This window comes from Cohnella baijiui, from assembly GCF_020731285.1.
GTDB lineage: Bacteria > Bacillota > Bacilli > Paenibacillales > Paenibacillaceae > Cohnella.
Genome location: NZ_JAJFOW010000041.1, coordinates 38,605 through 56,778 on the forward strand (window position 1 = coordinate 38,605; position 18,174 = coordinate 56,778).

General features: G+C 62.4%; 17 protein-coding genes and 1 pseudogene. 16 read left to right on the forward strand and 2 right to left on the reverse strand.

The window, feature by feature from the left end; translation table 11 throughout:
• Positions 1-104: 104 nt before the first annotated feature.
• Positions 105-182: pseudogene (locus LKX83_RS34740) on the reverse strand (transposase); the annotation flags it as partial.
• A 552-nt stretch (positions 183-734) separates the two neighbouring features.
• Between LKX83_RS34740 and LKX83_RS26285 the strand changes: the two are divergent.
• The 10 genes from LKX83_RS26285 (at position 735) to LKX83_RS26330 (ending at position 10,363) form a co-directional block, all read left to right on the forward strand.
• On the forward strand, positions 735-1,340 hold the full coding sequence (locus LKX83_RS26285) for a histidine phosphatase family protein (RefSeq protein ID WP_227885819.1): 606 nt from the start codon (positions 735-737) through the stop codon (positions 1,338-1,340).
• A gap of 48 nt (positions 1,341-1,388) precedes the next feature.
• Positions 1,389-2,660, forward strand: coding sequence for a VOC family protein (locus LKX83_RS26290; protein WP_227885820.1), 1,272 nt, complete (start codon positions 1,389-1,391; stop codon positions 2,658-2,660).
• 3 nt (positions 2,661-2,663) lie between these two features.
• Positions 2,664-3,440 (forward strand): VOC family protein, encoded by a 777-nt coding sequence (locus LKX83_RS26295; protein WP_227885821.1) that lies wholly within the window; start codon positions 2,664-2,666, stop codon positions 3,438-3,440.
• Positions 3,441-3,456: 16 nt separating this feature from the next.
• Positions 3,457-3,957: a GyrI-like domain-containing protein gene (locus tag LKX83_RS26300; RefSeq protein ID WP_227885822.1), complete on the forward strand. Its 501-nt coding sequence runs from the start codon at positions 3,457-3,459 to the stop codon at positions 3,955-3,957.
• Entirely contained in the window at positions 3,954-4,937 is a 984-nt protein-coding gene (locus LKX83_RS26305) for a GyrI-like domain-containing protein (protein ID WP_227885823.1), read from the forward strand. Before LKX83_RS26300 ends, LKX83_RS26305 begins: the two co-directional genes overlap by 4 nt.
• Positions 4,938-5,080: 143 nt before the next feature.
• The gene (gene tsaE, locus LKX83_RS26310) at positions 5,081-5,590 is read left to right on the forward strand and encodes a tRNA (adenosine(37)-N6)-threonylcarbamoyltransferase complex ATPase subunit type 1 TsaE (RefSeq protein WP_227885824.1); all 510 of its coding nucleotides are present in this window, start codon (positions 5,081-5,083) and stop codon (positions 5,588-5,590) included.
• Positions 5,587-6,372, forward strand: coding sequence for a tRNA (adenosine(37)-N6)-threonylcarbamoyltransferase complex dimerization subunit type 1 TsaB (gene tsaB / locus LKX83_RS26315; protein WP_227885825.1), 786 nt, complete (start codon positions 5,587-5,589; stop codon positions 6,370-6,372). Before tsaE ends, tsaB begins: the two co-directional genes overlap by 4 nt.
• Entirely contained in the window at positions 6,369-6,890 is a 522-nt protein-coding gene (gene rimI, locus LKX83_RS26320; RefSeq protein WP_227885826.1) for a ribosomal protein S18-alanine N-acetyltransferase, read from the forward strand. Before tsaB ends, rimI begins: the two co-directional genes overlap by 4 nt.
• A complete protein-coding gene (gene tsaD / locus LKX83_RS26325) occupies positions 6,880-7,926 on the forward strand; it encodes a tRNA (adenosine(37)-N6)-threonylcarbamoyltransferase complex transferase subunit TsaD (RefSeq protein WP_227885827.1) in 1,047 nt (348 codons plus the stop codon). Before rimI ends, tsaD begins: the two co-directional genes overlap by 11 nt.
• Before the next feature lie 868 nt (positions 7,927-8,794).
• Positions 8,795-10,363 carry a 2-isopropylmalate synthase gene (locus LKX83_RS26330; RefSeq protein WP_227885828.1) on the forward strand — a complete coding sequence of 523 codons (1,569 nt, stop codon included), beginning with the start codon at positions 8,795-8,797 and terminating at the stop codon, positions 10,361-10,363.
• A gap of 1,216 nt (positions 10,364-11,579) precedes the next feature.
• On the opposite strand, the gene LKX83_RS26335 is transcribed toward LKX83_RS26330, so the two are convergent.
• A complete protein-coding gene (locus LKX83_RS26335; RefSeq protein ID WP_227885829.1) occupies positions 11,580-13,493 on the reverse strand; it encodes an ABC-F family ATP-binding cassette domain-containing protein in 1,914 nt (637 codons plus the stop codon).
• A gap of 204 nt (positions 13,494-13,697) precedes the next feature.
• On the opposite strand from LKX83_RS26335, the gene LKX83_RS26340 reads away from it, so the two are divergent.
• The 6 genes from LKX83_RS26340 (at position 13,698) to tatC (ending at position 17,593) form a co-directional block, all read left to right on the forward strand.
• A complete protein-coding gene (locus LKX83_RS26340) occupies positions 13,698-14,354 on the forward strand; it encodes a 5-formyltetrahydrofolate cyclo-ligase (protein ID WP_227885830.1) in 657 nt (218 codons plus the stop codon).
• A complete protein-coding gene (gene moaC / locus LKX83_RS26345) occupies positions 14,354-14,845 on the forward strand; it encodes a cyclic pyranopterin monophosphate synthase MoaC (protein ID WP_227885831.1) in 492 nt (163 codons plus the stop codon). The genes LKX83_RS26340 and moaC overlap by 1 nt, the downstream gene beginning before the upstream one ends.
• Positions 14,846-14,898: 53 nt before the next feature.
• Positions 14,899-15,393 (forward strand): MogA/MoaB family molybdenum cofactor biosynthesis protein, encoded by a 495-nt coding sequence (locus tag LKX83_RS26350; RefSeq protein ID WP_227885832.1) that lies wholly within the window; start codon positions 14,899-14,901, stop codon positions 15,391-15,393.
• Positions 15,390-16,406, forward strand: a complete 1,017-nt coding sequence (locus LKX83_RS26355) for a molybdopterin-binding protein (protein WP_227885833.1) — start codon at positions 15,390-15,392, stop codon at positions 16,404-16,406. Before LKX83_RS26350 ends, LKX83_RS26355 begins: the two co-directional genes overlap by 4 nt.
• Before the next feature lie 50 nt (positions 16,407-16,456).
• Positions 16,457-16,696 (forward strand): twin-arginine translocase TatA/TatE family subunit, encoded by a 240-nt coding sequence (locus tag LKX83_RS26360; RefSeq protein WP_227885834.1) that lies wholly within the window; start codon positions 16,457-16,459, stop codon positions 16,694-16,696.
• A gap of 78 nt (positions 16,697-16,774) precedes the next feature.
• Positions 16,775-17,593 carry a twin-arginine translocase subunit TatC gene (gene tatC, locus LKX83_RS26365; RefSeq protein WP_227885835.1) on the forward strand — a complete coding sequence of 273 codons (819 nt, stop codon included), beginning with the start codon at positions 16,775-16,777 and terminating at the stop codon, positions 17,591-17,593.
• Positions 17,594-18,174: the final 581 nt, after the last annotated feature.

Sequence of the window (18,174 nt, forward strand, 5' to 3'; positions counted from 1 at the left end):
CACGGGACGGACAGCTCTCCTCCATCCCTGAACGTATGAAAACGAAGGAATGGCGGTGTTTGGGGAGATGATCCCTGCACCGCCATTTCTCGTTTTCGATCCACTGCTTCCTTCTTCAACAAATGATGGGCAAGCGAAAGCCATCCGACCTCCGAGCTTACCTTCGGCAAGACGCGAAGCAGACAAACGCCGAAATCCGCTTTCCGTATTGCCTACCCCGCATCCAACGATTTAGATGCAAATGTACATCTAATTTTGCTATATTCCTTCTTCACGGTCATTTAGTTGCAATCGTACGACTAAATCGTCCGTTTTCTGCGTACAGGACGGATTTACGATAAATTAGATGTACTTTTACAAGTAAACCGCTCCACCCTCCCGAAATGGCCCTAATTAGATGTACGAATGCAACTAAATTAGATGTACGAGTGCAACTCATTTACTGCGCGACCCGAACCGAGCGCAAACAAGGCCCATTGGCATAAGCCAGTGGCGAACCATCGGCCGGAATCCGGCGAATTTGCACCAAGACCCAACTGATTCATTCGAAACCAGCCTCGCAGATGGCCACGCGTCAGAGGCAGCCGTCATGGTCCCATTACAACTTTATGAGACAGCCCCTGTTCGCGCTTCTCTTTACACAATTTTTAACAGAACAAGGCTGGTAAAAGAAGGATTTCGCTTCCGAAAGGCGAATATATATTCGCATTCAGCTTAAGAATGAGGTGGCAAAAGTGGCGTTGATCGGCTTGGTCCGGCATGGTCGGACGGATTGGAATCGGGAAGGCAGGGCGCAGGGACAGAAGGACGTGCCGCTCAGCGAAGAAGGACTCATGCAGGCGCGACTCGTGGCCGAACGGCTCGGCGAAGAAGAATGGCACGCGATCTATGCGAGCGATCTGTCCCGCGCGCGCCGGACGGCGGAGCTCATCGCGGAGCGGCTCGGCATACCGGAGATTGCGTACGACGTTCGGCTGCGGGAGATCGGCGGCGGACAGATCGAAGGAACGACGGAGGCGGAGCGCATCGCGAGATGGGGCCCGGACTGGCAGGAGCTCGACCTGGATCGGGAGCCGCCGGCCTCGGTAGCGGCCCGCGGCACCGCTTTTCTGGAGGAGCTGCACGCCCGGGAGCAAGGGCGCAACGTGCTGGTCGTCGGACACGGCGCCTGGATGAAGCACAGTCTGAACGCGCTGGTCCCGGAGATCGATACGACGGCTCCCCGCCTGAACACGTCGTTGACGAAGATCCGCAAGTCCGCGGACGGCTGGGTGTGCGACCTGTACAACTGCGCAAGGCATCTGGAAGGCCGGGAGGGAGCGGAGCCCGGCGAGATCTGATCCGGCGCTTCGCGCCCCGCTCTTATTTTGATCCCTTGGAGGTTTGCCATGATCGTCAAAACGGAAGTCGTATGGAAAGACGCTTTTCATGTCGTCGGACTAAAGGTCCCGTTTCAGCCTTCGAACGACGTTCTCCCGTCCGAGAACGAGCTGTCCAAGCTGTGGGTGAGATTCAATCCGCGAGCCTGCGAGATCCGGCACGCCGACGGCAAGAGCTACGGCGTGTGCCTGTTTCCGCCCGGCTTCAAGCCCGGCAGTGCGTTCGACTACCTCGCCGGCGCGGGTGTCCGCGCGATCGAGGATGTCCCCGAAGGGATGACGGCGGAGACGGTGCCCGGGGCGCTCTACTGCGTCGTAACCCGCCAAGGGACGATCGACGAGCTAGGGGAGACGTTCCGCTACTATTGGGAGGAATGGCTGCCGAACGCGACGGACTACGAGGCGGCGTGCGGCACGGCGGAGTTGGAAGTGTACGACGATCGGTATCGCGGCAACGCCGATCCGTCGTCGGTGATGGAGATGTGGTTCCCCCTGAAGCGCAAAAGCGAAATCCCGCTCGAAAACAGGATCGGCAGCGCGATCGTGCACGTGACGGATCTGAGGCGCTCGGCCGAGTGGTACAGCCGGCTGCTGGGGCTGCCGATCCTCGAGGAGCGGCTGAACGGCGGACCGGTTTATTGGTTCGATCTGCCCGGCACCGGCTTGCTGCTGGACGACCACTCGGGACATCGCCGCGATCCGGACTGGCGTCAGGAGGCGCTACCCCGGTTCATGCTGCCGGTCGCCGACATCGACGAAGCCCTGGCTTATGTCCGCGAGCGCGCGGAAATCTTGGACGGCCCGCACAGGCATGAAGGAATGGCGAACTTCACCTTCCGCGGCCCGGACGGCAACACGCTGATGGCCTGCTGGAGTCCGAACGCGGCCGAGAATCCGGCGCTGGCGGAATCGGGCGGCAGCCCCGTGCAGGGTCGGATCGGAGGCGCGTTCGTGGACGTAAAAGACATGAAGGCCGCCGCCAGATGGTACTCGGAATTGCTCGGCGTGCCGTTTCGGCCGGAGGAGACGGAACAGTCGATCTACGTAGTCCCGACGAACCGGGGCGCCTCCTTGCTGCTCGACGACAACCGGGCGCGCCAGGGTGAAACGTTCACGATTCTTTTCATGTTCGACACTCGCGACATCCGAGCCAGCTATGACTTCGCGACGGCCGCGGGGTTCGAGGTGTTCGGCGAGATCGAGGATCACGGGGACGTTGCTTTCTTCACCCTCCGCGATCCCGACGGCAACCTGATCATGATCTGCAGAGGGGAGAGCTAAGCGATGGGCAAACCGATCTCAAGCTCGCTGGCCGTGCTCACGGTCGCGAACCTGCCGCAATCGCAGCAATACTATCGGGACGTGCTCGGCTTCGACGTCACTGATTGGTGGGCGGAGCGGGACGGGCTGCAGGGACTTGCGTTGAAGCTTCATCAGGCGCCGGCCGGCTTTGTCCCGCAACCCAATCCGCCCCAGCCCGGAGACGACGTCGGCATCGACGTTCAAGCATATGTGACGGATTGGGCGGCCTTGGACGCCCTCTACGCCGAGTTCCGGGCCAAAGGCGCGCACATCGCGCGCGAGCCCGTCGTCTATGCCGACGGAGGGCCGTGGAAGGAATTCGTCGTCGCCGATCCCGACGGCTACCACCTGGCGTTCGGCGGCGTCGACGGCGGCCGGGCGCACAGCAGCTTCGATCCGCATATCGACGCGGCGATCTTGTGGGTGCGCGATCTGAACGCGGCCGTGGCGCGCTACAGCCGCCTTCTCGGCATCGAGGCGCGCGAGCGGGATCGCTACGGACAGCTTCATCTCTTCCGTTTGGACAACGGGACGCACCTCATGCTGGATTCGCACGGCATGGCGGAGGTACCGGTCCAGGCGAACGCGGCTCCCACGCTGAAGATCGGCGCGACCGACATCGACCGGGCGCGGGAGGAGGCGGTTCGCCTGGGATTCGAAGTCGTTTACGGCATTCAGCGGCTAGGTCCCGTATCTTACTTCAATATCCGCGATATCGACGGCAATGTCATCACGATCAGTCAGGAGCATCCCGAATAGGAGGAGGAGCCTGCAAATGAACATTACGATCGTGGAAAGACCTGCCTTGCTTGCAGTCGTGCTCAAAATTCCGCGGGACGGCGGCGAAGTCCGGCGCGCCTGGCAGGCGGTGAACGCCGCCATGGAAGGACATCCGGCGCGCGCCAACGGCGAATTCGGACTTGTCTTCATCCCCGAGTGGCAGTGGAAGTCCGAAGTGACGACGCTGTGGGTGGGGGTGGAGGTAAGCTCGCTCGAAGGGCTGCCCGAGGGCTTCGAGACGATCTCGATCCCCGCTCGCCAGTATGCGAAGACGACGGTGCGCGGGGATCGGGAGCGGATGAACGAGACGTACGGCGCCTTGTTCGAATGGTTCGCCCAAGGCGAATACGAAAGGGATATGGCGGAGGGCTCGCTCGGCTTCGAAGAAAACCGGCTCTCGCCCGTCAATCCTTTCGACATCCCCGCGGACGAGATCGATGAATTCGACTTCGACATTTATGCCCCGATCGCGGGGCGGAAGGAGGCGTCGGCATGATCTCTACGGCTTACCCCGGGATCGTGGGCGCGGAAGTCCGCGCGCTGCCCTCGCTGACGCTGATCGGCGCCGAACTCGACGTCGAACGTCCGCGCGTCGTGCCCGAGCAGGCGATTCCGGCGCTTTGGGAAGCGCAAATGAGCCGGATCCGGGAGCGGATCGGACCGGATGCCCCGTTGCCGCTGACGTACGGGCTGTATCAGTACGAGCCGCCTTTCGGTCCCGGCCAGGACTTCCGCTATTTGGCGGCAGTCGAGGTACGGGACGAGGCTGACGTACCCGCCGGCTGGATCCGCCGGGCGGTGCCCGCCTGCGACTACGCCGTCGTCACCTATCGCGGCGCCCAGAGCGGCATCATGCAAATCTGGGAATATTTTCACCGCGAATGGCTGCCTGCGAATCAAGCCTATGAGGCCGTGGACGATTACGAATTCGAGCGTTTCGACAGCCGGTTTCAAGGGACGCACTCGCCGGACAGCGAATACGAGTTTTACTTTCCCGTCCGCGCACGTTCGAAGGCGGCCCGGCTGACGGACCTTACCGTATACGACGCCAAGGGCGGTCATGAACTGCAAGACCTGCGGGGTCGGAACGTTCACATGGTCAGCTTTCAGGGAGCGGAACTGCACGGTATTGATCTGCGGGACGCCGAGTTGCGCCATGTGAACTTCGTCGGCTCGACATGGGAGCACATCTACTTTTCCAACGTCCATATCAACATGGCGCAGTTGGGCGGCACGGTATTCGAGCGCATCCAGCGGCCGGATGCGGCCGAGAGCCGGTTCGAAGAGGAGCCGGGGACGGATGGCTGGGTAAACGTAGAGCCCGTGACGTTCCGCGACAGCGATTTGGGAACCGCGATCTTCGAACGCTGCGATCTGTCGGACGTCGAGATTCGCGACTGCCGGATCGACGGCCTTCGCATCGACGGGGTCCTGCTCACGGACCTGATCGCGCATTACCGGAACCATCGACCGTAAACTCCGCTCCGCTTGAGCGGGCATCGCATACAGCGCCGAACCCGCCCCTATCGGGCGGGTTTTTGCTTTTGCATGTTCGGGCCTGCCCCGATATAATTAAGGACAAACTGCGGGGAACCGCGTTCATGAGGGGAAAAAGGAGCATGAAAGATTCGCAGACCGGACCGGCTTACGTCTGGGAGGCGCACTCGGAGGCGGACACGGTCCGCTTCGCCGAAAAGTTGGCGGAGTTGTCGCGGCCGGGCACCGTCCTGGCGCTCGACGGCGATCTCGGCGCCGGCAAGACGAGATTCGCTCAGGCCTTCGCCCGGGGACTCGAGGTGCCGGGGCTGGTGAACAGCCCGACCTTTACGATCATCAAGGAATACGAAGGCGGACGCCTTCCTTTCTATCATATGGACGTATACCGGCTCTCCATCGCCGAAGCCGACGAGCTCGGCCTCGAGGAATATTTCGAAGGCGACGGCGTATCGCTCGTGGAGTGGGCGTCGCTCATCGAGCCGCTGCTCCCGCCGGAGCGGCTGCACATCGGGATCGCGCTGACAGGCCCCGCGTCCCGCCGGCTGACGTGCCGGCCGATCGGCGAGGCTTATGCGGCATGGTGCCGTACGCTCGGCATGCAAGCGATCGAGGAAGAGGAGGAGACACCATGAACGGCTCGAATCGGCCGGGGACGCTGCTCGCCTTCGATACATCCACCGGCACGCTGGCCGTCTCGCTTTATCGGGACGGCCGCGTCATGGAGGCGTCGCAGTCGTTCGCCGAACGCAATCACTCCGTGCGCATCGTGCCGGAGATTCAAGAGATGATGCGCCGCCATGGCGTGCACCGGGAAGACGTCGGCGCGATCGCCGTCGGGCGGGGTCCCGGCTCCTATACGGGCGTGCGCATCGCCGTTTCCGCGGCCAAAACGCTCGCTTGGGCATGGGACAAGCCGCTCGTCGGCGTTTCCAGCCTGGAGGCGCTGGCGTTCGGGGCTTGGCTGAAGATCCGGCAAGAAGCGTCTGCGCAGGAGCGGGACGCCTGGATCGTGCCGCTCATGGACGCCCGAAGGGGACAGGTGTACGGAGCGCGCTTTGTCGCTTCCGCGGCCGGTCGCGATCTCGGGATCGAGGAAGTCGTCGCGGGCGGTGCCTGGTCGCGGGCGGACGAGGACGGCATTCGCCTCATCGCGGACTGGTCGGCCGAGCTGGCGGCGCAGGCGAAGGAAGCCGGCGTGGCGCTATGGTTCGTCGGTGAGACGGCGCCGTTTGCGGCGTTGGACGGCGCGTTCACGCTGCCCTTCGCGATGGACGGCGGCGCGATCGGGCCGCTCGCGGCGGACCGGCTGCGGCGCGGACGCGCGGACGACGTTCATGCCTTCGCGCCGAACTATACCCAGATGACCGAAGCGGAAGTCAAGCTGCAGGCGGGCGAAGCGAGGAGAACGCCATGACACGTGCCGTGAACGCAACGGAATTCCGCGCGATGACGCTGGACGATATTCCGGCGATCGTCGCGATCGAGCAGGAAGCCTTCACCGCCCCCTGGACGGCCGAAGCCTTCCGCAACGAACTGGTGCAAAACCTGTTCGCCAAATATATGGTCATGGAACAGGCCGGCGAAGTGCTCGGCTACGGCGGCATGTGGCTGATCGTGGACGAGGCGCACGTCACGAACATCGCCGTCCGCGAAGCCTATCGCGGCCGAGGGCTCGGCGAGCGTCTGCTCCGCGAGATGATGAAGACGGCGCACTTTCTCGGCGCTCGCCGGATGACGCTCGAAGTCCGCGTCACCAACGAGCGCGCCCAGCGGCTTTATCGCAAGCTGGGCTTCAGTCCGTCCGGCCTTCGTCCCGGCTATTACTCGGACAATCAGGAGGACGCCCTCATCATGTGGGCGGACCTCGACCCGGACGTCTGGTCGGGAGAGACGGCGGCAGGCAAGACGGAAGGAGAACCGTATGACCGATAAAGACTATCTGATGCTGGCGATCGAGACGAGCTGCGACGAGACGTCGGTCGCGATCGTGCGCGGCGGACGCGAGGTGCTGGCGAACGTCGTCTCCAGCCAGATCGAAACGCACCGCCGCTTCGGCGGCGTCGTCCCCGAGATCGCCTCGCGCAAACATGTGGAGACGATCACGCGCATCCTGCAGGAGGCGTTCGAGCAAGCGGGCGTCCGGCGCGGCGACATCGACGCGGTCGCGGTTACCCAAGGCCCCGGCCTCATCGGGGCCTTGCTCGTGGGCGTCGTCGCGGCCAAGTCGCTCGCCATGGCGCTGGACGTGCCGCTCATCGGCACGCATCATATCGCCGGCCATATTTACGCCAACCGGCTGATCGGCGATATCGTCTTTCCGGCGCTCGCGCTGGTCGTGTCCGGCGGCCATACCGAGCTCGTTCTGCTGGAGCGCGAAGGCGTCTTCCGCATCGTCGGCCGCACGCGCGACGACGCGGTCGGCGAGGCTTACGACAAAGTCGCGCGGGCGCTTTCTTTTCCGTATCCGGGAGGGCCCTACATCGACAAGCTCGCCCAGACGACCGAGGAGGAAGTCGAGCTTCCGCGCGCTTGGCTGGAGCCGGATTCGTTCGACTTCAGCTTCAGCGGGCTCAAGTCCGCGGTACTCGCCGAGATCAACCGGGCGAAGATGAAGGGCGAAGCGTTGAACCAGGGCGCGCTCGCGCGAGGGTTTCAGGCGTCGGTCATCGACGTTGTGACGACGAAGGCGATGCGCGCCGCGCAGGCGTTTGGCGTCCGCCAGCTGCTTCTGTGCGGCGGCGTCGCGGCGAACCGCGGCATGCGGGAGCGGCTGACGTCGCTATGCGAGGCGGCGAGGCTCCCGCTGCTAATTCCGCCGCCGTCGCTGTGCAGCGACAATGCCGCCATGATTGCCGCCGCGGCCGATCTGAAGTGGAGGCGGGGCGCGTTTACGCCGCTCGACATGGTGGCAGGGGCGCAGCTGTCTCTCGAGGAATGGTCGGTTTCGGACGATTCCGTTTCCTCCTGAAAGAATTGCCGCCCTGGTGAATTGACAGATGCGGGTACGGAGAATATAATGATTACCAATCGAACAATACGAAAACGCGATGAACAGGAACAGTAGGGATGAACCGGCATCAGAGAGCTGCGGGACGGTGCGACGCAGCGGATGGGACCCCCGAACTCGCCTGCGAGCGGATCTGCGGAACGACGCCTGAATGCCGGCGTTCAGTACTCAGGTACGGCTAACCCCCGTGACCGGGTGCGCCAGCCCGATGTTGGCTGACGCATGAAGCGGACCTTCTTTCCCGGTTTCCCGGCGAAAGATCGTCAATGAGAGTGGTACCGCGGTAGGCCGATCAGCCCGCCGTCTCTTCGGAGACGGCGGGCTTTGTGTATTTCCGGACCTGCCTTTCCTTTACCCATACGCAACAACGCCATGAACAGGAGCAATAGGAAACGCCCGGGATTCAGAGAGCTGCGGGAAGGTGCGACGCAGCCGAAGGGCTTCCGAACTCGCCTGGGAGCGGATGCGCGGAACGGCAGGCGCGAGCGATCGCGACCGGCCTGCGTACGTGCATACGGCCGGCCCCCGATACAGGGCGCTCGCGGATGGCAGCCGTTCGGAAGGCTGCGGTCCGCGTTTCAAGCGGGAGCCCGTCCGTCGTCCGAACGGCGGCGGCTCCAACGAGAGTGGTACCGCGGCGGCTCACGATGGCCCGTCGTCTCTTATCCCAAGGAGACGGCGGGCTTTTTGCCGTCTTCACGACCCGATGTCCCGTTCTGGGGCGGCACCGTGCCAAGAGGCAGGGCCGCACCCGTCGTCTTTTGTCGCATATATGACTGAACATTCGCAACATTCCGACAAATATATTTGATCTGGAGGATGACTTCCCATGACAAACACGAACGCCAAACGACGCATTCAAATTTTCGATACGACGCTGCGCGACGGCGAGCAGGCGCCCGGCGCCTCGCTCAAACCGGAGCAAAAGATCGTCATCGCCCGCCAGCTGGCGAAGCTCGGCGTTGACGTCATCGAGCCGGGCTTCGCGATCTCGAGCCCCGGCGAGTTCCAGGCGATCCAACAGATTTCCCGGGAGCTGCAGAACACCGAGATTTGCGGCTTCGCCCGTTGCGTACGCGGCGATATCGACGCGGCGGTCGCCGCCACGCAGGATGCCGTCCGCCGCCGTCTCCACCTGTTTATTTCGTCATCCCAGATCCACCTGGATTTCCAACTGCGCAAGACGCGGGAGCAGGTCATCCAGGACGTGCGGACGATGATCGCCTATGGCAAGCAGTCGATCGAGCAGATCGAGTTTTCTCCGATGGACGCTTCCCGCGCCGACCGCGATTTCCTGTACGAGATCATCGAAGCAGCGATTGGAGAAGGCGCGACGATCATCAACATCCCGGATACGCTCGGGTATGCGCTGCCCGAGGAGTTCGGCCCGCTGTTCTCCGATGTTCGCGCCAACGTCCGCGGCGGCGACAAAGTCGTCTACAGCACGCACTGCCACAACGATCTGGGCTTGGCCGTCGCCAACAGTCTCGCGGCGATCCGCCATGGCGTGACGCAGGTCGAAGTAAGCGTGAACGGCGTCGGCGAGCGGGCCGGCAACTGCGCGCTGGAGGAGCTGGTGATGGCGATCGAGACGCGCGGCGCGTCCATCGGCGTGGAGACGGGCATCCGTTCGTCCGAAATTTTCGAGACGTCCCGCATGGTCAGCCGGGCGATGCATTTCCCGATCTCCTTCAACAAGCCGATCGTGGGCCGCAATGCCTTCCAGCACGAATCGGGCATCCACCAGGACGGCCTGCTCAAAAACCGCAACACCTACGAGATCATGGATCCCGAAGCGATGGGCATTCCGCGCAGCATGATCATCCTCGGCAAGCATTCCGGCCGCCATGCGATTAAGCATCGGGTGTCGGAATACGGCGTCAAGCTGCAGGACCGCGAGCTGGACGAAGTGTACGCGCGATTCAAGGAAAAAGCCGACGAAACGAAAATCGTCACGGACGATGTGCTGCTGCAGCTGGTCGGCGAGTCAACCCAGATCGCCGTCGAACCTTACGCCTTGGTCGATCTGCAGGTGCTGGCGGGCTCGAACCGGTCCCGCATCGCCTCGGTCACGATCCTTCGGACGGAAGACGGCTCGGAGACGACCTACACGGGCGCCGGGGAAGGCCCGCTCGAAGCGGTCATCGGCTGCATCCGCGAGGCGATGCCGATCGAAGCCGCGTTCGAGGATCTGGAGCTGCATTCGCTGTCTACGGGCGCGGACGCGTTTGGGGAAGCCGTCGTGACGGTGGTGCATCAGGGACAGCGGTATCGGGGAACGGCCATTCACCGGGACATCATCTTGGCGGCGGCCCGCGCCTATGTCGCGGCCAGCAACAGCGCGGCGATGGCCGATCGCACGCGCGCTGCCGGAACCGCGGAAGCCGCGAATCAATAAGCGCTGCAAGGGATGTGGACAAAGTTATCCACATCCCTTGTGCATAATGGGGATAAAGGTGGTTAGGTCGTTGGGGCCGTAAGCGCTGAGCGTCTCTTGAAAAGGGGACGGATTTTTCACAGTTCGGCTGTGGACGGTGTGGAAAAGGGGGACAACTCCAAAAGGACATCGTTGCCAGTGGCTCGCGGTTGCTTGTAAGCGGGGCGGGCCGCCAGGTTGCGGCCAGGGCTCGGCGGCGCCCCGCACCGGGCGATTCGTCCTCCGTTGTGGACAATGCTGTGCATAAAGGTGGAATCGTGCTCGTGCCTCTCCTTGCCCGATGCGAACGCCTGTTAAGCGCGCCCGAGCGCCTCGGCCGATGGGGCGTCGATGGGGTGCTCCGCGAACCAAATTCGGATATGACGCTGCCGGACGTGTCGCCTCCTCGAGCGAGGCCGGCTTGGCGGAAGATCGGCGGGAATGCGGGATAAGAACCCGGGTGAATGAGCGAAAGAGGGAGTTTAACTACCTACATCGACGGAAACCCGGGGGAACTGGCGCAAGTGAGTAATTAAACTACCTACATCGGCGGGAACTCGGAGGAACGAGCGCAAGTGAGTAATTAAACTACCTACATGGGCGGAAACTCGGGCGGATGAGCGCAAGTGAGTAATTAAACTACCTACATCGACGGGAATTCGGGCGGATGAGCGCAAGTGAGTAATTAAACTACCTACATGGGTAATCCCGGGGGAATGAGCGAAAGAGGGTAATTAAACTACCTACATGGGCGGAAACTCGGGCGGATGAGCGCAAGTGAGTAATTAAACTACCTACATGGGTAATCCCGGGGGAATGAGCGAAAGAGGGTAATTAAACTACCTACATCGACGGGAATTCGAGCGGATGAGCGCAAGTGAGTAATTAAACTACCTACGTGGGTGGAATCCCGGGGGAATGAGCGAAAGAGGGTAATTAAACTACCTACATGGGCGGGAACTCGGGGGGATGAGTGAAAGAGAGTCGTTTAACTACCTACTTGGGCGGAAATCCGGGGGTACTAGCGCAAGAGAGCGGCTAAGTTGCCTACATCGACGGAGGAGAGTCGTGACGCGCCATCATGCAGCCAATGAGCGGGTCCCGCCTGCCTACCGCCAACGCATACAGCATCCCCATCAAAAAAGAGGCTGCGCCTCCGGTTCTACCAACCGGTGGCGCAGCCTCATCACTTTCCGTACTATTCCATCAGCGCTTCCCAGGCGGCATAAGCCGTCTCCAGCGCGGCTTGGCGCTCTTCGATTTGAGCCTGCTTTTCCTTCAGCTTCACGAAGTCGACGGCCACCTCCGGCGTCGCCATCTCTTCCTCGATTGCGGCGATTTCCGTTTCGAGGCGGTGGATATCCGCCTCCGCCTGCTCCCGTTTGCGCTGCCGCGCCCGTTCGTCCCGCTTGGCCTGCTTCTCTGCCTCATAATCGGAGGCGGGCGCCGGGATGGACGAGGCTGCTTCAGCGTTCGCCGCAGCTTGCCACTCCTCGAGTTCCTTCTTTTTCGACACCATCTCGTCATAATTGCCCAGGAAATGGGTCGCGCCGTCGGGCGCCAGCTCGACGATCCGGTCCGCCAGACGATTCAGGAAGTACCGGTCGTGGGAGACGAACAGCAGCGTGCCGTCGTATTCCTCCAAGGCGGCTTCCAGCACTTCGCGGCTCCAGAGATCCAGATGGTTCGTCGGTTCGTCGAGGACGAGAACGTTCGCCTTCCGCAGCATCAGCTTGGAGAGGGCGACACGCGCCTTTTCCCCGCCGCTCAGGCTGCCGACCGTTTTGCGCACGTCTTCGCCGCTGAACAGGAAGTTGCCGAGCACCGTACGGATCTCCGCCTCGGGGAGCATTTTGTATTCGCTCCACACTTCCTCGAGCACCGTGTTCGCCGGGTTGAGCCCGCGCTGCTCCTGGTCGTAATAGCCCAGCATGACGCCGGTCCCCCAGCGGATCGTGCCGGCCTGGAGCGCCAGGTTGCCGACGAGCGCGCGAAGCAGCGTCGTCTTGCCGATGCCGTTCGGGCCGAGCAGGGCGACGCGCTCCCCGCGCTTCACGTCGAACGACACGTTGCGGAACAGCGGACTCATCGTTTCGTTCGGCGCGGCGGACGCTTCCGACACCTGAAGCACGTCTTTGCCGGTGCGCCGTTCGGTCGTGAACGAGAAGCTGGCCTGGCGCAGATGCCCCGGCTTCTCCAAGCGTTCGATGCGTTCCAGCGCGTTGCGCCGGCTTTGCGCCCTGCGGGTGGTCGTGGCGCGCGCGATGTTGCGCTGGACGAAGTCCTCCATCCGCTGGATTTCCTTGCGCTGCTGCTCGTACAGCTTGACCGCCTGCGCGAAGTCGGCTGCCTTCAGATCCATGAATCGGCTGTAATTGCCGGTGTAGCGCGTCGCCGCATGCCGCTCGATCTCGACGATCGAAGTGACGGTGGCATCCAGGAAATAGCGGTCGTGCGAGACGATCACCATCGCGCCTGCGTAGGTGCGCAGGTACTGCTCGAGCCATGTCAGCGTATCGATGTCCAAATGGTTGGTCGGCTCGTCGAGCAGCAGCAGTTCCGGCTGGACGACGAGCAGGCGCGCGAGGGCGAGACGGGTGCGCTGACCGCCGCTCAAGGCAGAAACGGCGGTGTTCGGGTCAAAGTCCCCGAAGCCCATCCCATGCAGCACGCTGCGGATGCGGTTGTTCATCTCGAAGCCGCCGGCTTCGCGGAAACGGTCGTTGCGGTCCGCGTACTGGACGAGCAGCGCCTCGTAGCGTGTCGAATCGGCTTGCTCCGCGGGATCGGCCATTCGGCGCTCCAGCTCGCGAAGCTCGCGTTCTTGTTCGAGCAGCGGCCCGAAGGCCGAGTTCATCGCTTCTTGCAGGGTCGCATGACCCTCGAGTCCGCTGTTTTGGGCGAGATATCCGATGCGCAGCTCGCGGGGCTTGGAGACGGAGCCGTTGTCCGGAAACAGCTCTCCGGCGAGAATGCGCAGGAACGTCGACTTGCCGGCGCCGTTGACGCCGACGAGACCGATGCGGTCGCGTTCGTTAATTTGCAGGGATACGCCCTCAAGAATAGGCGTAACGCCGTAATGTTTGACGATGCCAGATGCGTTTAAAAGCAAGAGGACTCCCTCCGACTTCCATAGAATAAGTAGGGGTTCGGCGCGCGTCGGGCCGGAGCGCGCCCTCCCAAGTGTATCGCAAATCGCGAATCTCGTCCAAAACGGCGCGGAACGCGCTGCGTACGGCCGCGTTTCTTTGGCTTATCCGACGGAAAAATGTTACACTAATGCTATCATTTCAAAGGAATCCCGGAGGCGAGCTTCATGAGCGCGAATCGAAAGCCCGGGGATGTCCCGAAGAAGTCGATGCGCGCCGAGTGGACCGCCCGAAGAGACGCATTGGCGCCTGCAGAGCGGGCAAGGCGGTCGGAGCTGCTGTGCGGCGTCGCAATCGAACGGGTGCTGATCCCGCTCGCGGCGTCCCGCGCCCGGCCGTTGATCGTGTGCGTTTACGCCGCCTTTCGTTCCGAAGCGGACCCGGTTCGCCTAACCGAATGGTGCTGGTCCCAGGGATACCGGACGGCGGCTCCCCGTATCCGGGAGGATGGCGGGGGAATGGAGCTGCGGCTGGTCGGGACGCGGTCGGATTGGACCGCCGGCCGTTGGGGCGTGCCGACGCCCGATCCGACCCGAACCGTCCTGCTGCCCCGGAGCGAGCGGCCGGACGTCGTATTCGTGCCGGGACTGGCATTCGACCGTCGGGGAGGCAGACTGGGCTACGGTGGCGGCTATTACGACCGGCTGCACGCGGAATTGGCTGCCGCGGGGACGGGGGGAGCCGACGGTTTGACTCAGTGGATCGGATTCGCCTATGAGATGCAGACGTCGGAGGCGCCGCTCCCGAAGGAGCCTCACGATCTGCCGCTGGACGGACTCGTCACGGACCGCGAGTGGATTTGGTTCGACAAGGAGGAGTCATGATGGATACGGGCGCGGACGGCTTGACGCATTTTAACGAGCAAGGGCGCGCCGTGATGGTGGATGTCTCCGACAAGCCGGTCACGGCGCGCACGGCGGTCGCGGAGACGAGCATCCGGATGGCGCCGGAGACGCTGAGGCGCATTCGCGAAGGCGCCGTCGCCAAAGGCGACGTGCTGGCGGTGGCGCAGGTCGCCGGCATTCAGGCGGCGAAGCGGACTTCCGATTGGATTCCGATGTGCCATCCGCTGCCGCTTACCGGCGTAAATATTCGGTTTACGGACGACGGGACGGACACGCTTCACGTCACGGCCGAAGTCAAAACGACGGGCAAGACCGGCGTGGAGATGGAGGCGCTGACGGCGGTTTCCGCGGTCGCTCTGACCGTTTACGATATGTGCAAGGCGCTGCAGAAGGACATGGTCATCGGCCCGACGCGCCTTCGCAGCAAGACCGGCGGCAAAAACGGAGACTACGAGCTGGCCGGAGACTGACCGCTTTGAAACGAAAGGGATAGCTGGAGGCAGGGATCGGAGGGGAAAAGCGCATGATTTGGAAAGTGGCGCTGTTGTCGGCAAGCGATAAAGGCTCTCGCGGCGAACGGGAGGATACGAGCGCGCAGGTCATCCGCGAGTTGGTCGAAGAGGAGCTGGGCGGAGAGATCGTCGATTACCGGGTCGTCCCGGACGAGCAGGACGAGATCCGTGCCGCGCTAATCGAGATGGCGGATTACTATCAAGCCGATCTCGTACTCACGACCGGCGGAACCGGCCTCGGCCTTCGCGACGTGACGCCGGAGTCGACCTTGATGGTCGCGGAGCGCACGGTGCCGGGCATGGCGGAGGCGATGCGCGCAGCGGGCATGCAGCGCAACCGCCGGTCGATGCTGTTCCGCGGCGTATGCGCGATCCGCGGTCGCTCGCTTATCGTAAATCTGCCGGGCGAGCCGAAAGGCGTTCACGAGATGCTGATGGCGATCATGGATCAGCTGCCTGCGGCGTTGCTGCTCGTCAGCGGCATCGGCAAGGACCGGGATCTGTGAGCGGCACCGTTCTGCGCGAGGTCAAAGTCGAAGACGCGGTCGGACTGGTGCTTGCCCACGACTTGACGCAGATCCTGCCCGGCACGTTCAAAGGCCGGCTGTTCCGCAAAGGCCATCGCGTCACGGAGGCGGACATTCCGAAGCTGAAGGACATCGGCAAAGAGCATTTATACGTCCTGGACCTTGGGGAAGGGGATCTGCACGAGGACGACGCCGCGCTGCGGATGGCCGCCGCCCTCGCCGGATCCCATACGGTCTTCGGGGAGCCTCACGAAGGCAAGACCGCGATCAAGTCGGCGCTTGCGGGACCGGCTCTGTCCGTCGTCGCGAAGCCGGTCGTCGACGAGATCAACGCCCTCGGAGAGATCGCGCTCGCCACGCTCGTGGACGGCCAAGTCGTCCGCGAAGGGGAAACGGTCGCCGCCACGCGGGTCATCCCGCTGGTGGTGCCGGCGGCCAAGGTCGCCGCCGTGGAGGCGATCGCCGAGCGATACCGGGCCGCGCACGGCGGCGAAGGTCCCGTCTCCGTCCGGCCGCTTCGCAAGCTGCGGGCCGGTCTCCTCACGACGGGGACGGAGGTCTACTCCGGCCGCATCGCCGACAAGTTCGGACCGGTCGTCTCCGCCAAGCTCGAGGCGCTGGGATCCGAGGTGGCGGAGCAGCGTTTCGCGCCCGACGATCGACAAACAATTGTCAATCATATTCACTACTTCCTGGAACAACGTTATGATATGATACTCGTGTCAGGAGGGATGTCCGTCGATCCGGATGACCGCACCCCGGGTGCGATCGCCGACGCTGGTGCCGACATCGTCAGCTACGGTACGCCGATGCTGCCGGGATCGATGCTGCTGTTCGGTTACATACGGGGCGTTCCGATCTTCGGACTGCCGGGCTGCGTCATGCATGACCCGTTCACCTCCTTCGACGTGCTGCTGCCGAGGGTGCTGGCGGGAGACGTGATCGTTGCAGAACAAATCGCCGCAATGGGCTATGGCGGATTGCATCGCTGATCGCCCAGACAGGCTTACTCTACTCTTCATCAGATAGGAGGCGATTATCGATGGGTGGCATTGGCGCTTCGGGTATTATCTTGCTGGTTCTGATCGCTCTGTTGCTGTTCGGGCCGAACAAACTCCCCGAGCTGGGACGGGCGTTCGGCAAAACGCTGCGCGAATTCAAGAAAGGCGCGAACGACTTGATGTCGGACGACGAGCGCGATCGTCAGGCTCGCCGAGTAGACGTGACTTCTTCCGCTCCGGAAGCGGAGACAGCCAAGTCGGAACGGCGTCTGCCGGAATAAGAGCGTCTTATACGGAAGAGGGCGGCTAGCTATCCGGGCCGCCCTGCTTGCTTGTTGTACGGATATGGGAGGTCCCACATGACAGACCGTTCGGGCTCCCGGGCCCAGCTCCGCGAGAAGGACTGGATGCCCGTCATGGAGCATATCGGCGAATTGAGAAAACGAGTGATCTACGTTCTGGTCGTGTTCGTCCTCGGCGTTGTCGGAGGCCTCTTCGGCGCGGAGCCGCTGTTCGACTATTTGGTGGCCGCGGCCCCGGCCGAACGGATCGAGCTGAGCGCGTTCTCGCCCTGGGACGCGATCGGACTTTATATGAAGTTCGCGTTTTTGATATCGTTCGTCGTCGCGATTCCGTTCGCGCTGTACCAGCTGTGGGCGTTCGTTCGCCCCGCGCTCGGCCGGAAGGAGCAAAAAGCGACGCTGCGCTACGTGCCGGGAGCGCTCGTCATGTTCCTGGCGGGCCTCGCCTTCGCCTACTACGTCGTGTTTCCGATGGCGTATACGTTCACCGAGAACGTCACGCACAATATGGGGCTGAAGCAAACCTACGGGGTCGCGCAGTATTTTTCGTTTCTGTTCAACATCCTGGTGCCGATCTCGGTACTGTTCGAGCTGCCGATCGTCATTTTGTTCCTGACGCGGATCGGCATCCTACATCCGAACCTGCTCCGGCGGATGCGCAAGATCGCCTGGTTCACGATGGCGGTCATCGGGACAGTCGTCACGCCGCCGGATGTCATCTCGGACTTGCTCGTCGCGGTGCCGCTCGTCATCCTGTACGAGATCAGCGTCTTCCTGTCGTCTCTCGCCTACCGCAAGCGGATGGAGCGCCAGCAGGCTTGGGAGGAAGAAGAGGAAGAAGACGAGGAGGAAGACGATCGAGCGGGAGGCAGCTGATCTTAAAGGCTGCGGAAGGAAGCGGTCGTCGCAACTGTTAAGAAGGTCGCCTGCGGGCGGCCTTCTTTTTTTGGTCAAACAGAATGTATAAGTTTTAGCCCAATCCATTTCTGTATGATCTCCGATATAAACGTGCCGCCGTCGGGGAAGAGGGCAAAGCCGTTTTTACTTGACGGATCAGAAAGATAAGCTCATCTATCCTTCACGAATCCTTCTCCGAAAAAAAACGTGCCGCCATCTTCCTTGAAGACGGCGGAGCCGGGTAGGCAGCCTCATAAGGTTGTAACGGGGCCCGGGAGTCAGCAGCGCGGTTTTCAATGCGGCTTCATTGACGACATCAATTGACGATCGTTCCACTCATGACGGCTCCCCCGGACGCGTGGTAATCTGCGAGGCCGGTTTCGAATAAAATCAGTTGGGTCTTGGTGCAAATTCGCCGGATTCCAGCCGATGGTTCGCCACTGGTGTATGCCATTTGGTCTTGTTTGCGCTCGGTTCGGGTCGCTCAGTAAAATAGTTGCATTCATACATCTATTTAGGGTCATTTCGGGAGGGTGGAGCGGTTTACTTGTAAAAGTACA

What these genes read in the sequence shown, in the direction of transcription:
- LKX83_RS26340 (WP_227885830.1), top strand. Translation starts at nt 13,698, where the DNA reads ATGAGCGCGAATCGAAAGCCCGGGGATGTCCCGAAGAAGTCGATGCGC.
- moaC (WP_227885831.1), top strand. Translation starts at nt 14,354, where the DNA reads ATGGATACGGGCGCGGACGGCTTGACGCATTTTAACGAGCAAGGGCGC.
- LKX83_RS26350 (WP_227885832.1), top strand. Translation starts at nt 14,899, where the DNA reads ATGATTTGGAAAGTGGCGCTGTTGTCGGCAAGCGATAAAGGCTCTCGC.
- LKX83_RS26300 (WP_227885822.1), top strand. Translation starts at nt 3,457, where the DNA reads ATGAACATTACGATCGTGGAAAGACCTGCCTTGCTTGCAGTCGTGCTC.
- LKX83_RS26360 (WP_227885834.1), top strand. Translation starts at nt 16,457, where the DNA reads ATGGGTGGCATTGGCGCTTCGGGTATTATCTTGCTGGTTCTGATCGCT.
- tsaD (WP_227885827.1), top strand. Translation starts at nt 6,880, where the DNA reads ATGACCGATAAAGACTATCTGATGCTGGCGATCGAGACGAGCTGCGAC.
- tsaB (WP_227885825.1), top strand. Translation starts at nt 5,587, where the DNA reads ATGAACGGCTCGAATCGGCCGGGGACGCTGCTCGCCTTCGATACATCC.
- LKX83_RS26330 (WP_227885828.1), top strand. Translation starts at nt 8,795, where the DNA reads ATGACAAACACGAACGCCAAACGACGCATTCAAATTTTCGATACGACG.
- rimI (WP_227885826.1), top strand. Translation starts at nt 6,369, where the DNA reads ATGACACGTGCCGTGAACGCAACGGAATTCCGCGCGATGACGCTGGAC.
- tatC (WP_227885835.1), top strand. Translation starts at nt 16,775, where the DNA reads ATGACAGACCGTTCGGGCTCCCGGGCCCAGCTCCGCGAGAAGGACTGG.
- LKX83_RS26290 (WP_227885820.1), top strand. Translation starts at nt 1,389, where the DNA reads ATGATCGTCAAAACGGAAGTCGTATGGAAAGACGCTTTTCATGTCGTC.
- LKX83_RS26305 (WP_227885823.1), top strand. Translation starts at nt 3,954, where the DNA reads ATGATCTCTACGGCTTACCCCGGGATCGTGGGCGCGGAAGTCCGCGCG.
- LKX83_RS26295 (WP_227885821.1), top strand. Translation starts at nt 2,664, where the DNA reads ATGGGCAAACCGATCTCAAGCTCGCTGGCCGTGCTCACGGTCGCGAAC.
- tsaE (WP_227885824.1), top strand. Translation starts at nt 5,081, where the DNA reads ATGAAAGATTCGCAGACCGGACCGGCTTACGTCTGGGAGGCGCACTCG.